Source organism: Vibrio sp. E150_011 (assembly GCF_053544015.1).
The window spans coordinates 1-22205 of record NZ_JBHFOL010000035.1 but is presented as its reverse complement, the minus strand read 5'-3'; the positions used below and the strand labels follow the sequence as shown (position 1 = coordinate 22205).

The window sequence follows — 22205 nt, the reverse complement described above, 5'->3', positions numbered from 1 at the left end:
AAAACCATGATTTTTGGGGCTCTTCTCCGCTTTGTTGAGTCTGAGAGCAACAACGACTCACTCTACTATACTGACCAGTAACCTTTTTTAGTCAGCATGGATGGTTCCTATTTTGACCCGGTTACTTTCTCAGCTTTTGCACATCAAAGGGCAGGCAAACCAGTCGATTAAGGTCGATGAATCTACTCAAACAGTTGATGTTTACTATCGTCGAGACCGACGATTTAAAGTCACCGACCCAAAATCCCATCAAGCTTGCCCGTCAATACTTACGTTTCTCGAACCATTTATGATTTGCCGATAAATGGCCAGTGCTGCCTAATTCATATTGAGCTTGCGCAGAAGAGTACGAGGGATCAGAGATACAGAATACTTCAAACTGAAGATCAAACAGCTATCGGTTTCTGAGGTAAGCTCAATGTTTTACTCTTCTGTCAAGCTCACGTAAGCGGAGAAGAGCCGGAAATGTAAGTCAAACAAGTTAGGGTTTATCTGATTAAGTAGATGGACTAGCAAAGAATGGGGCAGAAATGAGCTAGCCATATTAGCCAACTCGAAGATGGACATAAATGTGTCAGAGTTACAGCTAGGTGACGGTTCATCAAAAAATCAATCCTGATGATTTTTACGTCGTTTTTCCCAGCGATTAACGTATTCCTCAACAGTTTTTTTAGAGTTCATATCTTGATGAGAAAGGCCAATGCCATGATGGATACCGTGGCAAAAATCATTATAGGCATCTTCAAGCTCAGTTATATCTTTGGCGTCTGTAATGATCACATTTCCAATAAAGTTCCCTAGATCAGTTAGCTCCATTTTTCCAGTCCAGCCTTTCTCAGATAAAGCCTTCATTAGTCGAATGATATGATTAGAAAACTCAGCTAACTGAATGGTTTTTGGTTCGTCTGTCATGATCCTATCTCTTTTTGAGGGTAAATTTATACTAAGAATATATTAGTGAATATTATGCACTCGTAACATGATGTATGGAATCCACTCCCTCTCCGCCAATCTAAACTTCGCGGAGTGAGGTAAACCCGAGGGTTCCAATATGTTGACTAAAAATGTTATTGCTATCGACTTAGCCAAAAATGTTCTTCAAGCCTGTCATATCAGCATTCATAGCGAGCTACTGTCCAATAAACCCCTGAGTCGCCAGAAAATGAAAGAGTTTCTTGCCAAAGCTAAGCCCTCTATTGTTGCTATGGAAGGATGTTCTGGCTGATATTGTTGAGTCTGGCACGATAGCCAACACCAAACTCGACATTGTTAGGCGCCAGGAGGGTTCGACAGGTATCCCGGAATACTCAAACCTAACCAATCGGGGAAACGTTCCCGCGTAGCTCTCTACAGGGGCAATTCATTTCCATGAGGCTGGCCGTAATGACATTGCGGAAGTCTGTTGCAAACTGTATCAGCAGGCACCGGAGAGCAGCCGGGTGATGGGAGCAACCAAGAAGTTAGTTGAAGACATCAACAAGCTTATCCAAAAGGCCGTAAACCCTGACTCACCACTGCTTGAATTTAGGATGAATGGGGAGAGTTTTTTTCTGCCCGCTCCGGCTCAATGATGCGATCTTGTTTACCCAAAACCACTATGACAAAGAGATCCAAAATGGTTCTCTGGTTCTCCTGACCAGCGTTGAATCGACCAAGGGGAAGTATGGCGAGGTAATGTTAGCTACGGGTAAAAAGGTTGAAATAACCGAAACGGTGCTGGACTGCATACAGCTGGGTTATGCCATTACCCTCCATAAAGCACAGGGCTCGCAGTTTCCTCGCATCATCATTGCGCTGAAAAAGGGGCGTATTGTTGACCGTGCCTGGCTTTACACTGCAATCACACGTGCCGAAAGCGAAATACATATAGTGGGGAGTGCTGCAGAGTTCGCACAGATTACCGAGGCACCAAGTAATTCTCACCGTCGTAAGAGTTGCCTATTGGAGTTGCTAAAGCACTAGTGCTGAATTTGACTTAAATTAACGAGCATTAAGTTGTTGGCATAATGTACCTGTAACCACCTATCTATTACGGTATAAATTCATTTATTGTGTTATTATGCACATTCTACCATTCAGGCTATTTTGTAATGTTTTTTAGTCTTTATGGGTTGATTTTTTACAGTAATCTTGACAGTTTTTGCTTATGCCTTGTACCAGACTTCTTATTAGACCAGCTTTGAAGCCATTTCGCTCACTCACGCAGCCAGTGAGTGAGTGTTTCTGGTCTTTATTACGCTTGTAATATGAGCATCGCTTTATGTCGCTTTCGCGTCTAATCGTACAGCAGTTTCGCAATATTAAAGCCTGTGATATTGAGCTATCAACAGGCTTTAACTTTATTATCGGCCCGAATGGTAGTGGTAAAACTAGCCTGCTAGAAGCGATATATCTGCTCGGTCATGGACGCTCTTTTAAAAGCACTTTAACGGGACGAGTGATTCAAAATGACTGCCAAGAGCTGTTTGTTCATGGTCGTTTTTTGAACTCGGATCAATTTGAGGTACCCATTGGTATTAATAAGCAGCGCGATGGGTCAACAGAGGTTAAAATAGGCGGTCAATCTGGGCAAAAGCTCGCACAGCTCGCCAAGGTTTTGCCGTTGCAGTTGATTCACCCTGAAGGCTTTGAGCTTTTGACTGATGGGCCTAAGTTTAGACGAGCATTTATCGATTGGGGTGTGTTTCATTCTCAACCTGGCTTTCACGAAGTATGGGGGCGGTTTAAACGCCTTAATAAACAACGCAACGCATTGTTAAAGTCAGCCACTAGCTACCGTGAGATGCATTATTGGGATAAAGACCTAGCCCAATTGGCCACACAAATTGATGACTGGCGACGAGTGTACGTTGATCAGATGCAACCACTCGCTGAAGCAATGTGTCAGTCGTTTTTACCAGAGCTTGAAATTAAGCTCGGTTATTACCGAGGCTGGGAAAAAGAGACACCTTACAGCGAACTCTTGGAGCGAAGCTTCGAGCGTGATCAAGCCTTGGGTTATACCTTCAGTGGCCCTAATAAAGCGGATCTTCGGATAAAGGTTAACAATACGCCGGTTGAAGATGTGTTATCACGCGGTCAGTTGAAATTAATGATGTGCGCCTTGCGCTTAGCTCAAGGTCAGCATTTAGCAGAATTAACGGGAAAGCAATGCATCTACTTGATAGATGACTTTGCTTCAGAATTAGATAGTCTTCGTCGTAAACGCTTAGCGGATTACTTAAAACAGACAAAGGCTCAAGTTTTTGTAAGTTCTATTACAGAAAGCCAAGTTACCGACATGGTTGACGAAAATGGCAAGATGTTTCATGTGGAACATGGCACAATAGAACCAGGTAAATAGTGAGAGAAACTCATGTCAGAAAATTACGATTCATCGAGTATTAAAGTACTAAAGGGTCTGGATGCCGTACGTAAGCGTCCAGGAATGTACATCGGCGACACGGACGATGGAACCGGTCTGCACCACATGGTTTTTGAGGTGGTTGACAACTCAATTGATGAAGCGTTAGCTGGTCACTGTAAAGACATCATTGTGACCATTCATGAGGACAGCTCTGTTTCTGTTCGTGATGACGGCCGTGGTATTCCAACTGAGTTGCACCCAGAAGAACAAGTGTCTGCTGCTGAAGTTATTATGACGGTGCTTCATGCGGGTGGTAAATTTGATGACAACTCATACAAGGTATCAGGTGGTCTGCACGGCGTGGGTGTTTCAGTAGTAAACGCACTGTCCAAGAAAGTCACGTTGACTATCCATCGTGGTGGAAAAGTTCATTCTCAGACCTATCACCATGGTGAGCCTCAAGCGCCGTTAGCAGTAGTGAGTGATACGGATAAAACGGGTACAGAGATTCGTTTCTGGCCAAGTGAAGAGACGTTTACCAATATTCAATTCCATTATGACATTCTAGCGAAGCGTCTTCGTGAGCTGTCATTCTTGAATTCGGGTGTGTCTATCAAGCTCGTTGATGAGCGCGAAGAAGACAAAATGGACCACTTCATGTTTGAAGGTGGTATTCAAGCGTTTGTTGAGCACCTCAACACCAATAAAACACCTATCATTCAAAAAATCTTCCACTTCGATTTTGAACGTGAAGATGGCATTACTGTTGAAGTTGCAATGCAATGGAATGATGGCTATCAAGAGAACATCTACTGTTTCACTAACAACATTCCTCAACGTGATGGTGGTACTCACTTAGCGGGTTTCCGTTCAGCGCTAACACGCACGCTTAATACCTTTATGGATAAAGAGGGCTTTTCTAAGAAAGCCAAAACATCGACATCTGGCGATGATGCTCGTGAAGGTTTGACCGCGATTGTTTCTGTGAAAGTACCTGATCCTAAGTTCTCAAGCCAAACCAAAGACAAACTGGTGTCTTCTGAAGTGAAGTCTGCGGTTGAGTCTGCAATGAACGAAAAACTGTCTGAGTTCTTGGCTGAGAATCCAGGTGAAGCAAAAATTGTGTGCTCAAAAATTATCGATGCAGCACGTGCTCGTGATGCCGCTCGTAAAGCTCGTGAAATGACTCGTCGTAAAGGCGCGTTAGATTTAGCAGGTTTGCCAGGTAAACTTGCCGATTGCCAAGAAAAAGACCCTGCATTGTCTGAACTATACATTGTGGAAGGGGACTCTGCTGGCGGATCTGCCAAGCAGGGGCGTAACCGTAAAAACCAAGCAATTTTACCGCTGAAAGGTAAAATCCTAAACGTTGAGAAAGCACGCTTTGACAAGATGTTGTCTTCTCAAGAGGTCGCAACGCTGATTACCGCGTTGGGCTGTGGTATTGGCCGTGATGAATATAACCCAGACAAACTGCGTTATCACAACATCATCATCATGACCGATGCCGACGTGGATGGATCGCACATCCGTACGCTACTTTTGACGTTCTTTTATCGTCAAATGCCAGAGCTGATCGAGCGTGGTTATATTTATATTGCCCAGCCACCACTTTATAAAGTGAAGAAAGGCAAGCAAGAGCAATATATTAAAGACGAAGACGCAATGAACCAATACCAGGTGTCATTGGCTCTGGATAATGCTGCATTGCATGTTAACCCAGAAGCCCCAGCGTTTGCAGGTGAGGCGTTAGAGAAGCTAGTTCAACAGTACAACGCGGCAATTAAGCTGGTTGAACGTATGAGCCGTCGCTACCCGCACGCGCTTGTGCATGAGTTGATTTACGTACCTCGTCTCACAGCTGAGCAGTGTCATGATGAAGCGGCCGTTGAAGCATGGGGTAAGCAGCTTGTTGAGCAGTTGAATGCCAAAGAAGCGGGTGCGAGCCAATACCACCTAGAAGTCGAAAAGCATGAAGAACTTGGTCTAAGTGTACCGAAGGTTGTGGTTCGTACTCACGGTGTGACGTATGAACACGTATTGAGTATTGACCTCATCAACTCGAAAGAATTTGGTAAACTAGCGGATCTATCTGAAGCGCTAGAAGGCTTAATTGAAGAAGGCGCTTATATTAAGCGTGGTGAGCGTACTCAAGCTGTTTCAAACTTTGTTGATGCATTGAACTGGTTAGTGAAAGAGTCTCGTCGCGGTCTAAGCTTACAGCGATACAAAGGTCTGGGTGAGATGAACCCTGAGCAACTTTGGGAAACCACAATGGATCCTGAAACTCGCCGTATGATGCAAGTGACCATTGAAGATGCGGTAGGTGCCGATCAGTTGTTTACAACACTGATGGGTGACCAAGTTGAACCTCGTCGTAACTTTATTGAAGAAAATGCACTTAAAGTGGCGAACCTAGACGTATAGCCTTTTTAAAGGTGATCGTTGCCGTTCGATCTTGATAAAGTAATAAGAAACGCTACCTTCGGGTGGCGTTTTTTACTTTCTAGTATTGAGCGATTTTATGATCTCCCCTTGAATTCTTCCATTCCGACCCGCATATCTTTTAATGAAGAGGATGCCAACCGATTGGGCCTCTGATATTGCTGATAACTTTGCTCAATAGAGAAAGTCCCTATTAGCACCACATAAAAATTGGATTTTTAGCCATGTCCCCGATCGTTTCTTGTATAAGAAAGACAGAGGAATGACCTATTGAATCCCTTAGATCTTGTATCAATACAAGGCTAAGACTATTGCTTAATGCAAGGATAGTAGTATGAGAAATGCTGATTTTGCACCCCTATACCGTAACGCGATTGGCTTTGACCGTTTGTTTAATCTAATGGAAGCCAACACCTCCAAAAATACCTCAGGCGGTTACCCTCCTTATAACATTGAACAGCAAGATGAGAATAACTACCGCATTACAATGGCCGTTGCAGGTTTTGCTGATGAGCATTTAGATATTACTCAAAAAGAGAATATGTTGATTGTTCGTGGAGAGCGTCAAGCCGAAGAAAATAAAAATTATGTTTATCAAGGTATTGCTGAACGCAACTTTGAGCGTAAATTCCAATTGGCGGATTACGTGAAAGTGATCGGTGCAACCATGGAAAATGGCTTATTGCATGTTGATCTTGAAAGAGAGATCCCAGAGGCGATGCAACCGCGTAAGATTACTATTAACACGAGCGGTGCTATCGACAAGCGTTAAATATTCGCTATTGTTATCGTAATAAAAAAGAGCGCTGGATAGCGCTCTTTTAGATCGGGGCTTAGTTCGCTTTAACCTTGCGTATACGCTTTTGAGATCTCTTCAGCGATAATATCAATGCCTTTTTTCATTGCATCATCAGGCTGGACATAGTTCATTCGTAGGCACTGGTGTGCATGTTCCCAGTCATCTTCTTGGCCAATAAAGAAATACTCTCCTGGAACAATCAGTACGCCTCGCGCTTTTAGTCTTTTATATAGTTCCATGGTTGTAATGGGTAATTCATCGAACCACAGCCATAAAAATATGGCCCCTTCAGGCTTATGAACCCGGAAGCGCTCATCAGGAATCGCTTGCTGCAGTAACTCAACCGCTCGCTGTGATTTTTGCTGATAGAACGGTTTAATTACGTTCTCGCTTAGTGGCAGTAAATCACCATTTTCAATCATATGATGCGCTACCGCAGGTCCCATACCACTAGGGGCAAGGCTGATGATGCCATTCATATTGGTCAGTGCTTGAGTAATGGCTTCACTTGCAATGACGATACCGCAACGTAAACCAGGCAGGCCGAGCTTAGATAGGCTCATGCACAGGATAGTATTGTCATTCCAAAATGGCGTTACATCCTCAAAAATGATATTCGGGAATGGGGTGCCGTAAGCGTTGTCGATGATAAGTGGAATGCCTTTGGCTCTGGCGAGTTTATCTAGCTTACGGATTTCGTCATCGGTGAGAACATTACCCGTTGGGTTGGTGGGTCTGGAGGCGCAAATAGCGGCGATCGAATCATCTACCTCTAAACGCTCAAAATCGACGTGGTATTTGAACTGACGATTGTCGAGCATCTCTATTTCCGGGCGATAAGAGACAAAAATGTCGTCTTCAAGGCCGGCATCACCATAACCTATGTATTCTGGCGCGAGTGGTAATAGTATTTTCTTTTTACTGCCATCCTTATATTGCCCTGCAAAAAGGTTGAACAGATAAAAGAAACCGCTTTGACTGCCATTGGTCAGGCTAATGTTTTTTTCAGAGATGTCCCAGCCATAGGTTTCTTTTAATAGATTGGCCAGCGACTTAACAAAGGCATCTTTGCCTTGTGGACCATCGTAGTTTGCCATCGCAGAAACAAGCTCGCCACTGGCGAGCATAGAGGCACTGGCTTGGTGAAAATACTCGAGCATGGCTGGAATGGCGGCTGGGTTGCCACCTCCGAGCATGATGGCGCCAGGTGTGCGCAGTCCATCATTCAGATCATCCATTAACTGGGTGATCCCTGAGTAACGATTAAATTTTTCACCAAACTTAGAAAATTGCATTGTTGTCCCTAGTTCATTATGTTCACTTGTCTGTGCTTCAGTTATCAGCCTTCCTCTAACAAGGCTGTCTTTTGAACATACCGTAATGATTATGTGAGGCAAAGCACTATTTATGGAAATGATAGGATTTAAGGAAATGAGTAAAATGGCAGACATAAAAAAGCCCAGTCTCAGACTGGGCTTGATTTAAAAGAGGTGATTACTTCTGTAGCAATGAAATATCAGCAATTTTTAAGAATAGATTACGCAGGTTATTCAGCAGGGTTAGACGATTCTTTTTCAGTGCTTCATCGTCTGCCATAACCATCACATTATCAAAGAAGGCATCAACCGGCTCACGCAGGTTAGCCAACTTGCTTAGTGCTTCTTGGTAGTTACCTGTTGCAAATGCAGGTTCTAAAGCTTCTGTCATCACTTCCACTTCTTCCGCCAGTGCTTTTTCAGCGTCTTCTTGAAGTAGTGTTAGATCAATATCTTGTGCTAACTCACCATCGAACTTCGCTAGGATATTGCCCACACGCTTATTCGCTGCTGCCAGTGCTTCTGCTGCTTCAAGTTCACGGAAGTGAGAAACCGCTTTAACACGTTGGTCAAAGTCAGCTGGCTTAGTTGGACGACGTGCTAGTACCGCTTGGATGATATCAACGCTGAAACCAGCATCTTGGTACCATGCGCGGAAACGACCTAGCATGAAGTCGATAACGTCAGCTTCTACGTTTTCGTTGGTTAGCTTGTCGCCTAGTAGCGCTTTCGCTTTACCGATCAGATCGGTTAGGTCTAGGTTGTAGCCGTTTTCAACGATGATACGTAGCACACCTAGTGATGCACGACGTAGCGCGAATGGGTCAGAACCTTTTGGAGCTTGGCCAATACCGAAGATACCGACGATAGTGTCTAGCTTGTCTGCCATTGCTACTGCAGATGAAATACCCGTGCTTGGTAGTGTGTCACCCGCGAAACGAGGCATGTACTGCTCGTAAAGTGCGAGTGCTACTTGCTCGTCTTCACCATCGTGCGTTGCATAGTGCATGCCCATCACACCTTGAGTATCCGTAAATTCGAATACCATTGATGTCATTAGGTCACACTTAGCTAATAGGCCTGCACGCTTAGACTTCTCAACGTCAGCATCGATTTGCTCAGCAATGTAGCCAGCAAGTTCTGTGATGCGGTCTGTTTTGTCTTTGATAGTGCCCAGTTGCTTCTGGAAGATAGCTTGGTCTAGTTCAGCAAGACGATCGATCAGCGGACGCTTACGGTCTGTGTTGAAGAAGAACTCAGCATCAGCAAGACGTGGACGTACCACCTTCTCGTTACCTTCGATGACGTGACGAGGCTCTTTAGACTCGATGTTCGAAACGAAGATAAAGTTTGGCAGAAGGTTCTTATCTGCGTCATACACTGGGAAGTATTTCTGGTCGCCTTTCATGGTGTAAACCAAGGCTTCAGAAGGGACTTTTAGGAACTCTTGCTCAAACTTAGCAGTAAGCACCACTGGCCATTCAACCAAAGAGGTCACTTCTTCAACAAGGTCATCTTCTAGGTCTGCAATGCCGCCAACCGCGTCTGCTGCTTTTTTAGCATCAGCAAGGATGATTGCTTTACGCGCATCGTAATCTGCCATGACTTTACCGCGCTCTTCTAAGATCGCAGGGTATTGGTCAGCAGAGTCGATGGTAAACTCTTGTTCGCCCATGAAACGGTGGCCACGGATAGTACGAGCAGAAGCTACGCCTAGGATCTCGCCTTCAACAAGCTCATCACCTAGTAATACTGTCAGTGTTTTCACTGGACGGATAAATTGAATGTCTGAGTTACCCCAGCGCATTGCTTTAGGAATTGGTAGACCCGCGAGTGCTTTCGCAGCGATGTCCATCACCAATTCTTGAACAGGTTTGCCAGCCACTTCTTGTTTGAAAAGAAGCCACTCGCCTTTGTCTGTTTTCAGACGGTCAGCTTGCTCAACAGTAATACCGTTGCCACGAGCCCAACCTTGTGCAGCTTTCGTCGCGTTGCCTTCAGCATCGAATGCAACAGAAATTGCAGGGCCGCGCTTCTCAACCACTTTGTCTGCTTGGCCTTCAGCCAGTGCTGTCACTTTAAGTGCTAGACGACGAGGTGCGGCATACCACTTGATGCCTTCGTGAGAAAGCTCAGCCGCTTTAAGACCCGCTTCGAAGTTAGAAGCAAAGGCTTCTGCTAGAGAACGAAGTGCCGTTGGTGGAAGCTCTTCCGTACCCAGTTCAATTAGAAAATTCTTCGCCATGATTATTTACCTTCCTTCTTACACATTGGGAAGCCAAGTGCTTCACGTGACGCGTAGTACGCTTCTGCAACAGCTTTAGTCAGGTTGCGGATACGAAGGATGTAACGTTGACGCTCTGTTACAGAGATAGCCTTACGCGCATCAAGAATGTTGAAGGCGTGGCCAGCTTTTAGAATGCGTTCGTAAGCCGGAAGCGGCAGTGGCTTCTCAAGCTCAAGAAGTTCTTTACACTCTTTTTCGCACTGGTCGAAGAACGTGAATAGGAAATCTACGTCTGCGTGCTCGAAGTTGTAGGTTGATTGCTCAACTTCGTTTTGGTGGAAAATGTCACCGTAAGTCACGTTAGATCCGTCTGGTGCGACGTTCCATACTAGGTCGTAAACAGAGTCTACTTCCTGGATGTACATGGCTAGACGCTCGATACCGTAAGTAATCTCACCAGTAACTGGCTTACATTCAAGGCCGCCAACTTGTTGGAAGTAAGTGAATTGAGTCACTTCCATGCCGTTCAGCCAGACTTCCCAACCAAGACCCCATGCGCCTAGCGTTGGGTTTTCCCAGTTGTCTTCTACGAAGCGAATATCGTGAACAAGTGGATCGACACCAAGTACTTCAAGGGAACCTAAATACAGCTCCTGGATGTTATCTGGAGAAGGCTTTAGCGCTACTTGGAATTGATAGTAGTGCTGCAGGCGGTTCGGGTTTTCACCGTAGCGACCATCGGTCGGGCGACGTGAAGGTTGAACGTATGCCGTAGACATTGGCTCTGGGCCAAGTGCACGTAGACATGTCATTGGGTGAGAGGTGCCGGCACCTACTTCCATATCTAGCGGTTGAACAATCGTACAACCATTTTGAGCCCAATAATCCTGCAGCGCGAGGATCATTCCCTGGAAGGTTTTGATATCGTATTTTTGCATAGTTTGTTCGCGCAATTCTCTAAATGAAAGTTCTGTCTAAAAACGGATAAAAATAACGATCAAGTATAACGAGTTATTCCCAATGGGAGTAGGGGCAAAGGTGGTTAATTATTCATCAGGCGGGTAAAAAACTGGACTTTTTGCCATTTAATCCAGTATCGATGTATTAGGGACGCAAACATTATTGAATTTTATAGGTTGAATGTTTAGAATGCAGCCCATCTTTGGGGAGTAGCTTATCGATGCCTACCACTTGGCTTCGATTCATACGTCAACATAATTGGTGCACAATCACCATGGTGTATGAGACGAACAACATGTTCGTTTAGCAAGACCTTAGATAAGCATCGTGAACCGGGGTGGGGCACGACGTTTGTCTATGGTTTTATAATTATTATCCCTACCCCTTAGAGCATGTCGTGAGCGTTTTAGCCCTATCAATTACTACTGTCGCCCTCGCTGAGATTGGCGATAAGACCCAACTTTTATCTTTATTACTAGCCAGTCGATACCGAAAGCCGGTTCCTATTATTGCCGCCATTTTTTTAGCGACAATTGCGAATCACGCATTAGCGGCTTGGCTTGGCGTCGTTGTTGCTGATTACCTGTCCCCTGATGTACTTAAGTGGGTATTAGTGGTTAGTTTTGTAGCGATGGCCGGTTGGGTGTTAATCCCAGATAAGCTTGATGAAAATGAAAGTGTGTCGAATAAAGGCCCCTTTGTTGCTAGCTTTATGGCCTTTTTTATTGCAGAAATTGGTGATAAAACACAAATTGCCACCTCTATTCTAGGCGCCCAATATGCCGATGCGTTGCTTTGGGTTATTTTGGGTACGACAATTGGTATGCTGCTTGCCAATGTTCCTGTTGTCCTATTAGGGCAGTTTTCTGCCGATAAACTGCCGTTAAATTGGATTAGAAAAATAACCGCACTCTTATTCACGGTGTTAGCGATAGGCGCAGCTTGGGTATAATACGGTGCGTTCTTATCGCCGTTTTATTTTCGTTTGAGGGATTGATGTACTGCTGAAATACGTGATGGCTGACATATTAGTGTCATCCTTGTCATGGTAATTTAACACTGTGGATCCTAGCGAGAGGGCAACATTATGCTGACACGTTACACAGGAATGACCGCTAAAAATCAAAGCGCTCTATTCACGGTTGGGTTGGTTCTGACATTATTAGGAATGGTACTGACAGATATGTGGCTGCCCATGGTGGTTGGTGCGATTATCATGACGGCGCTGGCCGTTGAATCTTGGATTCGTGTGCAACACCTCATACCTATGCACGATGACATACGCGCTATGCAGAAACAGATAAAATCACTGCAAGCAGAAGTTCGAACACTAGAATATGATGAATAAAAAAGGCTGCCGATGGGCAGCCTTTTTACGATTTGTGTACATGAATGCTACGCAGCGCCTTTCTTTATAAGATAGAGGTAAGGCGCGGATTCGGTTTGTTGACCGATTAATTGGTGATCCATGAAGCGGCAAAAACTCGGGATATCACGAGTTGTCGATGGGTCATCGGCTCTCACGAGTAATATATCCCCATCTTCCATTTTTCTAATTGTCTTCCTGACCATCATCACCGGCTCCGGACAACGCAGCCCTTCGGCTTCTAATGTGTGCGTGGCTAGCTTGCTATTGATTGTCATGATGGAACTCGTTCTTTTTTAAAATCAGGTTGAATTCTACTTATGAAGAAAAAATATGCAATAACTCTTGGCAAATGTCTTTTTTTGCTTTAGTTTTATTTAACAAGTTGGTAACAAGAGCTAAGGAGTGGCCATGTTAACCACATTAGATAGACTGACTATTTATGCTTTACTGTGTTTTATTTCATTTTGTGCTTTGGTATTAAAGACATCTGCTGAACCTAGCCTTTTCCCATTACTCGGTTTGAGTGCCTCGATTGTGGCAATGTGGGTTGAAATGAGGCATTGGCAAGAGACGCTTGAAGAAAACGAAAATTAACAATTTAGCTACAAATATCATCAAGTACTCAGGGCCTATCAAAAAATTCCGACACTATCCCCAATTTCTTGGGCTTCCCCGCTGAAAAGCGGGATTTTTTTTGTCTAAATTTTAATATTAAGATGATGAGCGAGTGTAAACTATGGGTAGACATAGATAGGAGCTCATTGATGGAACTGGAAGACATTTATCGCCGTGATCTAAACCTACTGGTCGCGCTAAAAGTGCTGGTGGAAGAAGGCAGTGTCAGCCAAGCTGCCGTTCGTTTAAACCTGAGCCAGTCGGCAACCAGCCGTGTACTAGGGCGCTTGCGTGAATTGTTGGGCGACCCTTTGTTTACACGACAAGGGCAGCGCATTATCCCTACCAGCAAGGCGTTGGAGATCTGTAAGCAGATTGATCAACCTCTAGAATCATTCAGACAGCTACTCACTCCTAGTGAATTTGACCCGTATTACTGCAATGAGCGATTCTTGATTGCGACAACGGATTACGCGATGCAAACCATCTTGCCGTATGCCTTACCTAAGATTTATGAGTTAGCCCCCAATATTTCGTTAGAGTTTGCTCCGCTGCAACATGAGAGTTTATTTAAACAGTTAAGCACTGATAAAGTGGATATGGCTATTTGTCGCCCGGCTGGATTAGTGTCTCCGCTATTGCAAGATGTGCTGGGCCCCGTTGGCGTCTCTTGTTTGGTGTCTAAACAGCATCCGTTGGCGGATAAGCTCTTAACGCTGGAAGACTATATTCATGCACCGCATGCCATGATTGCCATTAGTGATGGGGTTAAAGCTCTGTTAGACGCCGCGTTAATCCATCAGCACCCAAGAAAAATGGTATTGCGTGCCTATCATTTAGAAGCCGCGTTAGCGATCGTTGATCGCATGCCGTTAATTATTACGGTACCCGCGGATCTTGCTTACTTGGTGGCCGATCGCTATGACTTGGTGATTAAACCACTGCCGTTCGCGTTTACCCCTTTTGATTATTCGCTTATTTGGCATTCTCGTTGCGATACCTCTGAATCTCAGCAATGGTTAAGAGCGACGGTGAAAGAAGAGTGCGGGAAGTTGATTACTAAGCGTATCGAAGATGTAGGTTTGGGCTGATGCATTGTATGTCCAAAGATAAATTATCGTGCGGTTAACACTAATATTTCTCTAATATCTTGAGGGGGATATGGGACAGGTCCGCTAAAATACAAAAAACCCTCAATGGAGGGCTTTTTGATGGCTATCTGGAGTCGTTATAGTTTGATAATGACTCGTCCAGTAATAGCACCGTTTGTAATGTCTTCCGCTGCCTGGATTGCTTGCTCTAACTCAACGGTTTGACTGGCTTGAGTGTAGTATGTAGCTGGCAATAAAGTAGAAAGTTGCTCCCATGCTTTAATGCGTTTTTCACGTGGGCAACTAACCGAATCAATACCTTGAAGGCGAACATTGCGCAAGATGAATGGCATAACGGTTGTTGGAAGGTCAAAACCACCCGCGAGACCACACGCAGCCACGACACCGTTATAGTTCATTTGAGCGAGGACTTTTGCCAACATATTGCTACCGACAGTGTCAACAGCCGCGGCCCATACTTGGCGCTCTAGTGGTTTAGCTGGCTCTTCAAGTTCGCTGCGCTCAACAATGCGCGATGCCCCTAGCGATGTGAGTAACTCACCATTTTGGCTTGCTCTACCTGTTACTGCCGCCACTTTATAGCCTAGTTGGTTGAGTAGTGTGATAGCCACGCTGCCGACACCGCCGCTTGCGCCTGTAACGAGTACTTCACCATCTTCTGGCTTAACGCCTGCGTCTACAATTGCTTGTACACAAAGCATGGCAGTAAAGCCGGCCGTGCCAATCGCCATCACTTTGTGGGCGTCTAGGCCTTGTGGCATAGGAACAAGCCAATCACCATTAAGGCTCGCTTTTTCTGCCATACCACCCCAGTGACCTTCACCAACACCCCATCCAGTAAGAACAACCTCGTCACCTTCTTTATAGCGAGGGTCATCAGATTGCGAGACGACGCCAGATAAATCAATACCAGGAACCATAGGGAAGTTACGTACAATGCGCCCCTTACCTGTGATTGCCAATCCATCTTTGTAGTTCAGAGATGAATATTTTACATCTATTTTAACGTTGCCTTCAGGAAGTAGAGATTCATCAATCTGTGATACAGCTGCGATGGTTTTTTTGTCTTCTTGATTTAATACGAGTGCTTTGAACATACGGTGCTCCAAATGGATTGGTCTTTTAAACTGATATTGATTCTAGGCGAGAATAATCAGAAAAAACAATGAAACTTGAACATTCAATCTATGCATATAATGCATATATGTGCTAACGATAAAAAAGACCCCATGAAGGGGCCTTTTTAGTGATGGAACCGTCTAAGGTCGCTCGAAGATGGTCGCGATACCTTGACCCAAGCCGATACACATAGTGGCGAGACCGTATTTTGCGTTCTTGTCTTCCATTATGTTGATGAGCGTAGTGGAGATGCGAGAACCCGAACAACCCAGCGGGTGTCCTAACGCAATAGCACCGCCATTAAGATTGACCTTGTCATCAACAACATCAAGCAAGCCCAAATCTTTAGCACAAGGTAACGACTGCGCCGCAAAAGCCTCATTGAGTTCAATAATATCAATATCTTCCATGTGCAACCCAGCACGTTTTAGTGCTTTTTGGGTTGCTGGAACCGGGCCATAACCCATAATAGAAGGATCACACCCAGCAATCGCCATCGCGCGTATTTTGGCGCGAACTTGTACACCAAGCTCTTTGGCCTTTTCTTCACTCATGATAAGCATGATAGAAGCGCCATCCGATAATGCAGACGATGTACCTGCGGTGACTGTGCCATTCGCAGGGTCAAATACAGGGCGTAACTTAGATAGCCCTTCTACGTTGGTTTCTGGGCGAATGACTTCGTCGAAATCAAGCGTAAATAAAGACCCGTCTTCCGCGTGACCCTCGATAGGTAGAATTTCATTCTTGAAGCGTCCTTCTACCGTTGCGGCTTGAGCTCGTTGATGGCTGCGAGCCGCAAATTCATCTTGCTGTTCACGACTGATGCCATGCATTTTACCCAGCATTTCCGCGGTCAACCCCATCATACCTGCGGCTTTCGCTACGTTTTTAGACAACTGAGGGTGGAAATCTACACCATGATTCATCGGTACATGACCCATGTGCTCAACGCCGCCAATAAGACAGATATCGGCGTCACCCACCATAATCGCGCGGGTAGCATCATGCAAAGCTTGCATAGACGAACCACATAACCGGTTGACCGTTACAGCGCCGATTTCAATTGGCAGACCCGCGAGCAGAGCAGCGTTTCGAGCAACATTAAAGCCTTGCTCAAGAGTTTGTTGAACACAGCCCCAATAAATATCTTCTATTTCATTTGGATTGACGGCTGGATTGCGCGCGAGTATGCCTTTCATTAAATGAGCGGAAAGATCTTCAGCTCTTGTGTGTCTAAAAGCCCCACCCTTGGAACGCCCCATGGGTGTGCGAAGACAATCAACAACGACAACATTTTTCATTTTGATAATTCCTCTTCCAATTGATGGTTACAGTGAGTTGGTTTGTTGTTGACCATAAAATGACTGACCAGAGGCTGCCATTTCGATCAGGGTACTTGGTACGTGATACATCGCACCCAGTGACTCATATTGTTTAGCCATCTCAACATAATTAGCGATGCCAATCGTATCAAGATAACGGAACACCCCACCCCTGAAAGGAGGGAAGCCCAAACCATAAACGAGTGCCATATCAGCCTCTTGAGGTGAGGCAATGATATTTTGCTCTAAACACAGTACAACCTCATTGATCATAGGGATCATCATGCGTTGAATAATGGTGTCATCATCAAAGGATTGAGTCGGTTGAGAAACGGATTCAAGTAGACCTGCCACCTCTTCACTTGGTTGTTTCTTCGGACGACCACGTTTATCGGTGGTGTAGGTGTAAAATCCCGAGCCGTTTTTCTGACCAAAGCGTTGTTGCTCAAAGAGAACGTCGATGGAATCTCGCTTCTCTTTCGCCATGCGTTCAGGGAACCCTTCAGCCATAACAGCTTGTGCGTGATGAGCGGTATCAATACCGACAACATCAAGTAAGTAAGCTGGGCCCATTGGCCAACCAAACTTACGTTCCATGACTTTATCGATCTGAATAAAGTCCGCACCGTCTTGAACAAGCTGGCTAAAGCCGCCGAAATACGGAAACAATACACGGTTGACAAAAAAACCAGGGCAGTCATTGACGACGATGGGAGATTTACCCATTTTGGCAGCGTAGGCAACCACACGATTAATCGTTTCTTCAGAGGTGTGCTCACCTCGAATAATCTCAACCAAAGGCATTCTGTGCACAGGGTTAAAGAAGTGCATACCGCAGAAATTTTCAGGACGCGATAGGGACTTCGCTAAGCCGTTAATTGGAATAGTAGAAGTGTTGGAAGCGATCACCGTGTTTTCTGAAACAAGTTTTTCGACCTCGGTTAACACCGCTGCTTTGATGTTTGGATTCTCAACGACGGCTTCAACAATAACGTCAGATTGCTCAATGCCAGCATAATGCAAGCTAGGGGTAATCGACGACAAGATGCCTGCCATTTTGAAACCGTCAAGACGGCCGCGTTGTAATCGCTTGTTGAGAAGTTTTGAAGCCTCTTCCATACCTAGATTGAGAGACGCTTGTGCGATGTCTTTCATCATGACAGGGACGCCCTTTAGGGCCGATTGGTAGGCGATACCACCGCCCATAATACCAGCACCTAACACCGCGGCTCGCTGGGTTTCTTGACCAGACCTCGCCGCTTTTTTAGCGAGCCCTTTAATGTATTGGTCATTTAAGAATATACCCACAAGCGCATTTGACACATCAGAGCCCGCAAGCTTAACAAAATAGTCTGCTTCAATCTGAAGCGCTTCGGTACGATGGCAACGAGCGGCTTTTTCTATGGTTTTGACGGCTGTGATAGGCGCAGGGTAGTGCGGGCCTGCTTTTTGCGCAACCAAGCCTTTAGCCATGGTAAAGCTCATCATTGACTCAAGCTTACTGAGCGTAAGGGGAGATAATTTTTGTTGGCGACGCGCTTTCCAGTCAATTTGTTCATTGATTGCAAGCTCTATTGTGTTGATGGCTGAATCATAGAGTGACTCTGTGTCAACAATTGCGTCAAGTAGGCCAAGCTTCAAGGCTTCAGGTGCTCGGCAGGCTTTACCTTGCGTGATAATTTCCATAGCACTGTCTGCACCGATGATTCTAGGCAACCTAACAGTGCCACCAAATCCAGGCATGATGCCAAGTTTCGTTTCTGGTAGGCCGATGCTGGTGGTCTTATCGCCTATCCTAAAATCAGTGGCAAGTACGCATTCACAGCCACCACCTAACGCATGACCCTTGAGGGCAGAGAGCGTCGGGACGGGTAAATCTTCGAGTTTGTTGAAAATATTATTGGCGAATTGCAGCCATTCGGTTAGCTCTTGTTTTGGTTTGGCAAACAAACCTAAAAACTCGGTAATGTCGGCACCAACAATAAAAGCGTTCTTGTCGGTGGTGAGCACTAAGCCTCTTAAACCGTCCCATTGCACGATAGAATCCAATGCTTTATCAAGCGATTCTAATGTGGAGAGGTCAAGCTTATTGACTGAATCTTTTGCACTAAAGCACAGCTCAGCAATGCCGTCGCGTACTTCCTTTACCTGTAGGGTGTCAGATTGGTAAATCATTGTCGTTCTCCGTGACAGACAATCCATGATTGAGTGAAGCGGTTATTATTATGGATCTGGTTAGACCAGTAAGCTCAGTGTGAACGTGTATTGAATAAATTTCAATACATTTTTTAAACAACTGTTTAACATTATGAGCGATGTCTGTTCTCTGGGTCAATTGAAAGCGAGCGTGATAGAATACCCCTTTTAGGCGACACGGCTTTAAAAACTAATGAACTCAAGCGCATACCTCATTCCAGAACAGTCGGTGATTTTTGAAGAAGAAATTAAAAAGAGTCTCTTCATCACACAAATAAGCCACACGCCGAGTATTGAAGAAGCGAAGGCGTTCGTTAATAAAATCAAAATGGAACATAGCAGTGCTCGTCACAATTGCTGGGGATTTGTCGCAGGCCGGCCCGAAAACTCTATGATGTGGGGGTTTAGTGATGATGGTGAGCCATCAGGCACCGCTGGTAAACCGATCCTTGCTCAATTGAGTGGTTCGGGAGTAGGAGAGCTGACAGCGGTTGTCACCCGTTATTCTGGTGGTATTAAGCTTGGTACCGGTGGATTAGTGAAAGCGTATGGGGGAGGAGTTCAACAAGCATTAAAGCTAATTCAAACAATAGAAAAAAAAATAACCACTCGTCTTAGAGTGGAGTTAGACTATGGATTCATGGCGATTGCACAATCTGAGCTAGGGAAGTTCGGTGCAATAGAGGTTGAGTCTGAATACAGTGATAAAGTCGTATTGATTGTGGAAGTTGAGGTGAATCAAGTTGACGCACTCACGCTTAGCATTATTAATAAGAGTGGAGCCAAGGCAATGGTCTCTTCATTTCAAAACAACTAGGAAGTAATAGAAGCTTTGCTTCATTCAATACACTATGCAATTTCGATCCATTCTCCGTATCGTAGGGCTATTACTGGCACTTTTTAGTGTTTCTATGCTTGCGCCTGCGTTAGTCGCACTCATTTATCGAGACGGTGCGGGTGTTCCCTTCGTCACTACCTTTTTTGTCCTGCTTCTCTGCGGTGCTTTTTTGTGGTTGCCAAACCGTAGGCATAAGCATGAACTAAAAGCTCGCGATGGCTTTTTGATTGTCGTGCTATTTTGGACTGTAATTGGTAGTGCTGGTGCATTACCATTCCTTATTTCTGATTATCCTAACGTTTCTATAACAGACGCTTTCTTCGAGTCTTTCTCAGCGCTTACTACGACAGGCGCAACGGTCATTGTTGGTTTGGATGAGCTACCCAAGGCGATTCTATTTTATCGCCAGCTCTTACAATGGTTTGGTGGTATGGGGATCATTGTACTAGCGGTGGCTATCTTGCCAGTACTTGGTATCGGTGGCATGCAATTGTATCGAGCTGAGATACCAGGGCCAGTAAAAGACAGCAAAATGACGCCACGTATTGCCGAAACTGCTAAAGCGCTTTGGTATATCTATTTGAGTCTAACCATTGCTTGTGCCGCCGCTTTTTGGGTGGCAGGGATGACCCCTTTTGATGCGATTGCTCATAGCTTCTCAACGATCGCTATTGGCGGTTTCTCTACGCATGATGCCAGTATGGGCTATTTCGATAGCCATGCCATTAATATGATAACCGTTGTGTTTTTGTTGATCTCGGCATGTAACTATTCATTGCACTTTGCCGCCTTTGCGTCAGGAGGGGTTCATCCTAAGTATTATTGGAAAGACCCTGAATTTAGAGCCTTTCTATTTATACAGTTTGTGTTGTTTCTGGTTTGTTTCCTTATCTTACTTGAACATCATTCCTATCGGTCATTCTATGATGCGTTTGACCAAGCCTTGTTTCAATCTGTCTCTATATCTACGACCGCTGGTTTTACAACAACCGGTTTTTCTGAGTGGCCGCTTTTCTTGCCTGTGTTACTTTTATTCTCTTCTTTTATAGGAGGGTGCGCAGGGTCAACAGGGGGCGGGATGAAGGTTATCCGAATTTTGTTGTTGACGTTACAAGGTGCGCGCGAGATGAAGCGTTTGGTGCACCCAAGGGCTGTGTACACGATTAAAGTCGGCGGCAGCGCACTATCACAACGTGTCGTTGATGCGGTGTGGGGGTTCTTTTCTGCCTACGCATTAGTGTTTGTTGTCTGTATGTTGGCTCTGATTGCAACGGGAATGGATGAATTAAGCGCTTTTTCAGCGGTAGCCGCGACACTAAATAACCTAGGCCCTGGCTTGGGTGAGGTGGCGGTACATTTCGGAGACGTCAATGACAGTGCCAAATGGGTATTGATTGTCTCAATGCTGTTTGGGCGATTGGAAATCTTCACATTACTTATATTACTGACGCCGGCATTTTGGCGTAGCTAAGGATTTTTATGGCCAAGGTACTTTATCTTTACTCTTCGAGAGAAGGGCAAACAAAAAAGATTATAGAGCGCATAGCAAATGAACAGGGTGACAGTGAAGCAGAGTTCGTCGATTTGAATACAATCGGCGACATCGATTTACAAAACTATGAACGAGTGTTAATCGGGGCTTCGATACGGTATGGGCATCTCAACAAAAAGCTATACCAATTTATTAATCGAAACCTTAAACAATTAGAAGAGAGTCGAGTTGCTTTCTTTTGCGTAAACCTAACCGCAAGAAAAGAAGACCAAGGCAAGGACACGCCAGAAGGCAGCGCTTATATAAAGACATTTTTGAAGAAGTCGCCATGGCAACCCTCTTTAATCGGTGTATTTGCAGGCGCCCTCTATTATCCGAGATACAATCCATTCGATCGATTCATGATTAAGCTAATAATGAAGATGACTGGGGGAGAAACCGATACGACAAAAGAGGTTGAATATACAAATTGGGATAAAGTCACCTTGTTTGCTAGTAAGTTTCAAGAAATGTAGTGAGAAAACGTCTACTTTTACATCGAATTGTATCGTTTTTGACCGAACGGTAATAAATAATAAAAAAGGCGAAAAAAAGGGTTGCCAATGTGACTCGGATCTCTATAATGCGACCCCACTGAGACGGGAAAGGTTGTTAGAAACCAAGAACGAATCAGCAAGGTTATTCAGCTCAATGAGCTAAGCAAAATTAGTTTTAAAAAGTGTTTGACACTGAAAATTAACTCGCTAAAATAGCCGTCCGTTTCGAGTAAAGCTCGAAACAAGCTCTTTAACAATATAGACCTATATCAATCTGTGTGGACACTTGTTGATGATAATCATTAAGTTTGCTTCTGCTGCAAAGTAGAAACGAACAACTTCTTCGGAAGTAAAATGGTTCTCAATGAACACGTGACCTAAGGGTAGTGAGCTCGCTTACTGTCACACAGTCAACAATCATTATCGTTCTGTTGGAACGATAATAGCTTTAAAATTACTTCTTACTTTTTAAGTAAGGGACAGTTTTGAAGTCAGTATTCATTGAGCCGA

Annotated in this window: 19 protein-coding genes, 1 pseudogene and 1 riboswitch; of the genes and pseudogenes, 12 read left to right on the top strand and 8 right to left on the bottom strand. The window is 44.8% G+C overall.

The features are described 5' to 3' along the window. Positions 1-609: 609 nt before the first annotated feature. The gene (locus tag ACE1OE_RS24185; RefSeq protein WP_449212505.1) at positions 610-912 is read right to left on the bottom strand and encodes a hypothetical protein; all 303 of its coding nucleotides are present in this window, start codon (positions 910-912) and stop codon (positions 610-612) included. A 139-nt stretch (positions 913-1051) separates the two neighbouring features. Between ACE1OE_RS24185 and ACE1OE_RS24180 the strand changes: the two are divergent. The 5 genes and pseudogenes from ACE1OE_RS24180 to ACE1OE_RS24160 all read left to right on the top strand — a co-directional run. Beyond that, a pseudogene (locus ACE1OE_RS24180) lies at positions 1052-1222 on the top strand (IS110 family transposase); the annotation flags it as partial. A gap of 452 nt (positions 1223-1674) precedes the next feature. Beyond that, positions 1675-1962 carry an ATP-binding domain-containing protein gene (locus ACE1OE_RS24175; RefSeq protein WP_449212504.1) on the top strand — a complete coding sequence of 96 codons (288 nt, stop codon included), beginning with the start codon at positions 1675-1677 and terminating at the stop codon, positions 1960-1962. Positions 1963-2260: 298 nt separating this feature from the next. Beyond that, on the top strand, positions 2261-3343 hold the full coding sequence (recF, locus tag ACE1OE_RS24170; RefSeq protein WP_449212503.1) for a DNA replication/repair protein RecF: 1083 nt from the start codon (positions 2261-2263) through the stop codon (positions 3341-3343). Positions 3344-3355: 12 nt separating this feature from the next. Next, positions 3356-5773: a DNA topoisomerase (ATP-hydrolyzing) subunit B gene (gyrB, locus tag ACE1OE_RS24165; protein WP_449212502.1), complete on the top strand. Its 2418-nt coding sequence runs from the start codon at positions 3356-3358 to the stop codon at positions 5771-5773. Positions 5774-6125: 352 nt separating this feature from the next. Then, entirely contained in the window at positions 6126-6563 is a 438-nt protein-coding gene (locus ACE1OE_RS24160; RefSeq protein WP_449212501.1) for an Hsp20 family protein, read from the top strand. Positions 6564-6634: 71 nt separating this feature from the next. On the opposite strand, the gene ACE1OE_RS24155 is transcribed toward ACE1OE_RS24160, so the two are convergent. The 3 genes from ACE1OE_RS24155 to glyQ form a co-directional block, all read right to left on the bottom strand. Beyond that, complete coding sequence (locus tag ACE1OE_RS24155) at positions 6635-7885, bottom strand: valine--pyruvate transaminase (protein ID WP_449212500.1); 1251 nt, start codon at positions 7883-7885, stop codon at positions 6635-6637. A gap of 199 nt (positions 7886-8084) precedes the next feature. Next, positions 8085-10151 carry a glycine--tRNA ligase subunit beta gene (glyS, locus tag ACE1OE_RS24150; RefSeq protein ID WP_372059833.1) on the bottom strand — a complete coding sequence of 689 codons (2067 nt, stop codon included), beginning with the start codon at positions 10149-10151 and terminating at the stop codon, positions 8085-8087. Between the two features lie 2 nt (positions 10152-10153). Next, positions 10154-11071, bottom strand: a complete 918-nt coding sequence (gene glyQ / locus ACE1OE_RS24145) for a glycine--tRNA ligase subunit alpha (protein WP_065111980.1) — start codon at positions 11069-11071, stop codon at positions 10154-10156. A 214-nt stretch (positions 11072-11285) separates the two neighbouring features. Next, a riboswitch (yybP-ykoY riboswitch) is annotated at positions 11286-11398 on the top strand. Positions 11399-11490: 92 nt separating this feature from the next. On the opposite strand from glyQ, the gene ACE1OE_RS24140 reads away from it, so the two are divergent. Together ACE1OE_RS24140 and ACE1OE_RS24135 are read left to right on the top strand one after the other, a co-directional pair. After that, complete coding sequence (locus tag ACE1OE_RS24140) at positions 11491-12045, top strand: TMEM165/GDT1 family protein (protein WP_372059835.1); 555 nt, start codon at positions 11491-11493, stop codon at positions 12043-12045. 135 nt (positions 12046-12180) lie between these two features. Beyond that, the gene (locus tag ACE1OE_RS24135) at positions 12181-12441 is read left to right on the top strand and encodes a hypothetical protein (protein WP_102469997.1); all 261 of its coding nucleotides are present in this window, start codon (positions 12181-12183) and stop codon (positions 12439-12441) included. Between the two features lie 47 nt (positions 12442-12488). Here the strand turns inward: ACE1OE_RS24135 and tusA are convergent, their stop codons facing one another. Further along, positions 12489-12737: a sulfurtransferase TusA gene (tusA, locus tag ACE1OE_RS24130; protein ID WP_102469996.1), complete on the bottom strand. Its 249-nt coding sequence runs from the start codon at positions 12735-12737 to the stop codon at positions 12489-12491. A gap of 133 nt (positions 12738-12870) precedes the next feature. Here tusA and ACE1OE_RS24125 point away from each other — a divergent pair, with 133 nt between their 5' ends. Continuing rightward, positions 12871-13056 (top strand): hypothetical protein, encoded by a 186-nt coding sequence (locus tag ACE1OE_RS24125; protein WP_372059836.1) that lies wholly within the window; start codon positions 12871-12873, stop codon positions 13054-13056. Between the two features lie 170 nt (positions 13057-13226). Further along, on the top strand, positions 13227-14168 hold the full coding sequence (locus ACE1OE_RS24120; protein WP_102469994.1) for a LysR family transcriptional regulator: 942 nt from the start codon (positions 13227-13229) through the stop codon (positions 14166-14168). Positions 14169-14305: 137 nt separating this feature from the next. On the opposite strand, the gene acuI is transcribed toward ACE1OE_RS24120, so the two are convergent. The 3 genes from acuI to fadB form a co-directional block, all read right to left on the bottom strand. After that, positions 14306-15286 carry an acrylyl-CoA reductase (NADPH) gene (acuI, locus tag ACE1OE_RS24115; protein WP_102469993.1) on the bottom strand — a complete coding sequence of 327 codons (981 nt, stop codon included), beginning with the start codon at positions 15284-15286 and terminating at the stop codon, positions 14306-14308. A 162-nt stretch (positions 15287-15448) separates the two neighbouring features. Then, positions 15449-16612, bottom strand: coding sequence for an acetyl-CoA C-acyltransferase FadA (gene fadA, locus ACE1OE_RS24110; RefSeq protein ID WP_102471078.1), 1164 nt, complete (start codon positions 16610-16612; stop codon positions 15449-15451). A gap of 27 nt (positions 16613-16639) precedes the next feature. Next, positions 16640-18808 carry a fatty acid oxidation complex subunit alpha FadB gene (gene fadB / locus ACE1OE_RS24105; RefSeq protein ID WP_449212499.1) on the bottom strand — a complete coding sequence of 723 codons (2169 nt, stop codon included), beginning with the start codon at positions 18806-18808 and terminating at the stop codon, positions 16640-16642. 214 nt (positions 18809-19022) lie between these two features. Between fadB and ACE1OE_RS24100 the strand changes: the two genes are divergently transcribed. The 3 genes from ACE1OE_RS24100 to hemG are packed head-to-tail and all read left to right on the top strand — an operon-like array spanning position 19023 to position 21674. Continuing rightward, positions 19023-19646, top strand: a complete 624-nt coding sequence (locus ACE1OE_RS24100) for a YigZ family protein (protein WP_102471080.1) — start codon at positions 19023-19025, stop codon at positions 19644-19646. A 34-nt stretch (positions 19647-19680) separates the two neighbouring features. Then, positions 19681-21138, top strand: a complete 1458-nt coding sequence (locus ACE1OE_RS24095; RefSeq protein ID WP_102471081.1) for a TrkH family potassium uptake protein — start codon at positions 19681-19683, stop codon at positions 21136-21138. Positions 21139-21146: 8 nt separating this feature from the next. Beyond that, complete coding sequence (gene hemG, locus ACE1OE_RS24090) at positions 21147-21674, top strand: menaquinone-dependent protoporphyrinogen IX dehydrogenase (RefSeq protein ID WP_372059840.1); 528 nt, start codon at positions 21147-21149, stop codon at positions 21672-21674. Positions 21675-22205: the final 531 nt, after the last annotated feature.

Coding starts and splice junctions, on each gene's coding strand:
- glyQ (WP_065111980.1), bottom strand. CDS start 11,071: ATGCAAAAATACGATATCAAAACCTTCCAGGGAATGATCCTCGCGCTG.
- ACE1OE_RS24185 (WP_449212505.1), bottom strand. CDS start 912: ATGACAGACGAACCAAAAACCATTCAGTTAGCTGAGTTTTCTAATCAT.
- ACE1OE_RS24100 (WP_102471080.1), top strand. CDS start 19,023: ATGAACTCAAGCGCATACCTCATTCCAGAACAGTCGGTGATTTTTGAA.
- ACE1OE_RS24120 (WP_102469994.1), top strand. CDS start 13,227: ATGGAACTGGAAGACATTTATCGCCGTGATCTAAACCTACTGGTCGCG.
- ACE1OE_RS24155 (WP_449212500.1), bottom strand. CDS start 7,885: ATGCAATTTTCTAAGTTTGGTGAAAAATTTAATCGTTACTCAGGGATC.
- glyS (WP_372059833.1), bottom strand. CDS start 10,151: ATGGCGAAGAATTTTCTAATTGAACTGGGTACGGAAGAGCTTCCACCA.
- recF (WP_449212503.1), top strand. CDS start 2,261: ATGTCGCTTTCGCGTCTAATCGTACAGCAGTTTCGCAATATTAAAGCC.
- tusA (WP_102469996.1), bottom strand. CDS start 12,737: ATGACAATCAATAGCAAGCTAGCCACGCACACATTAGAAGCCGAAGGG.
- gyrB (WP_449212502.1), top strand. CDS start 3,356: ATGTCAGAAAATTACGATTCATCGAGTATTAAAGTACTAAAGGGTCTG.
- acuI (WP_102469993.1), bottom strand. CDS start 15,286: ATGTTCAAAGCACTCGTATTAAATCAAGAAGACAAAAAAACCATCGCA.
- ACE1OE_RS24175 (WP_449212504.1), top strand. CDS start 1,675: ATGTTAGCTACGGGTAAAAAGGTTGAAATAACCGAAACGGTGCTGGAC.
- ACE1OE_RS24160 (WP_449212501.1), top strand. CDS start 6,126: ATGAGAAATGCTGATTTTGCACCCCTATACCGTAACGCGATTGGCTTT.
- fadB (WP_449212499.1), bottom strand. CDS start 18,808: ATGATTTACCAATCTGACACCCTACAGGTAAAGGAAGTACGCGACGGC.
- hemG (WP_372059840.1), top strand. CDS start 21,147: ATGGCCAAGGTACTTTATCTTTACTCTTCGAGAGAAGGGCAAACAAAA.
- ACE1OE_RS24125 (WP_372059836.1), top strand. CDS start 12,871: ATGTTAACCACATTAGATAGACTGACTATTTATGCTTTACTGTGTTTT.
- ACE1OE_RS24095 (WP_102471081.1), top strand. CDS start 19,681: ATGCAATTTCGATCCATTCTCCGTATCGTAGGGCTATTACTGGCACTT.
- ACE1OE_RS24135 (WP_102469997.1), top strand. CDS start 12,181: ATGCTGACACGTTACACAGGAATGACCGCTAAAAATCAAAGCGCTCTA.
- fadA (WP_102471078.1), bottom strand. CDS start 16,612: ATGAAAAATGTTGTCGTTGTTGATTGTCTTCGCACACCCATGGGGCGT.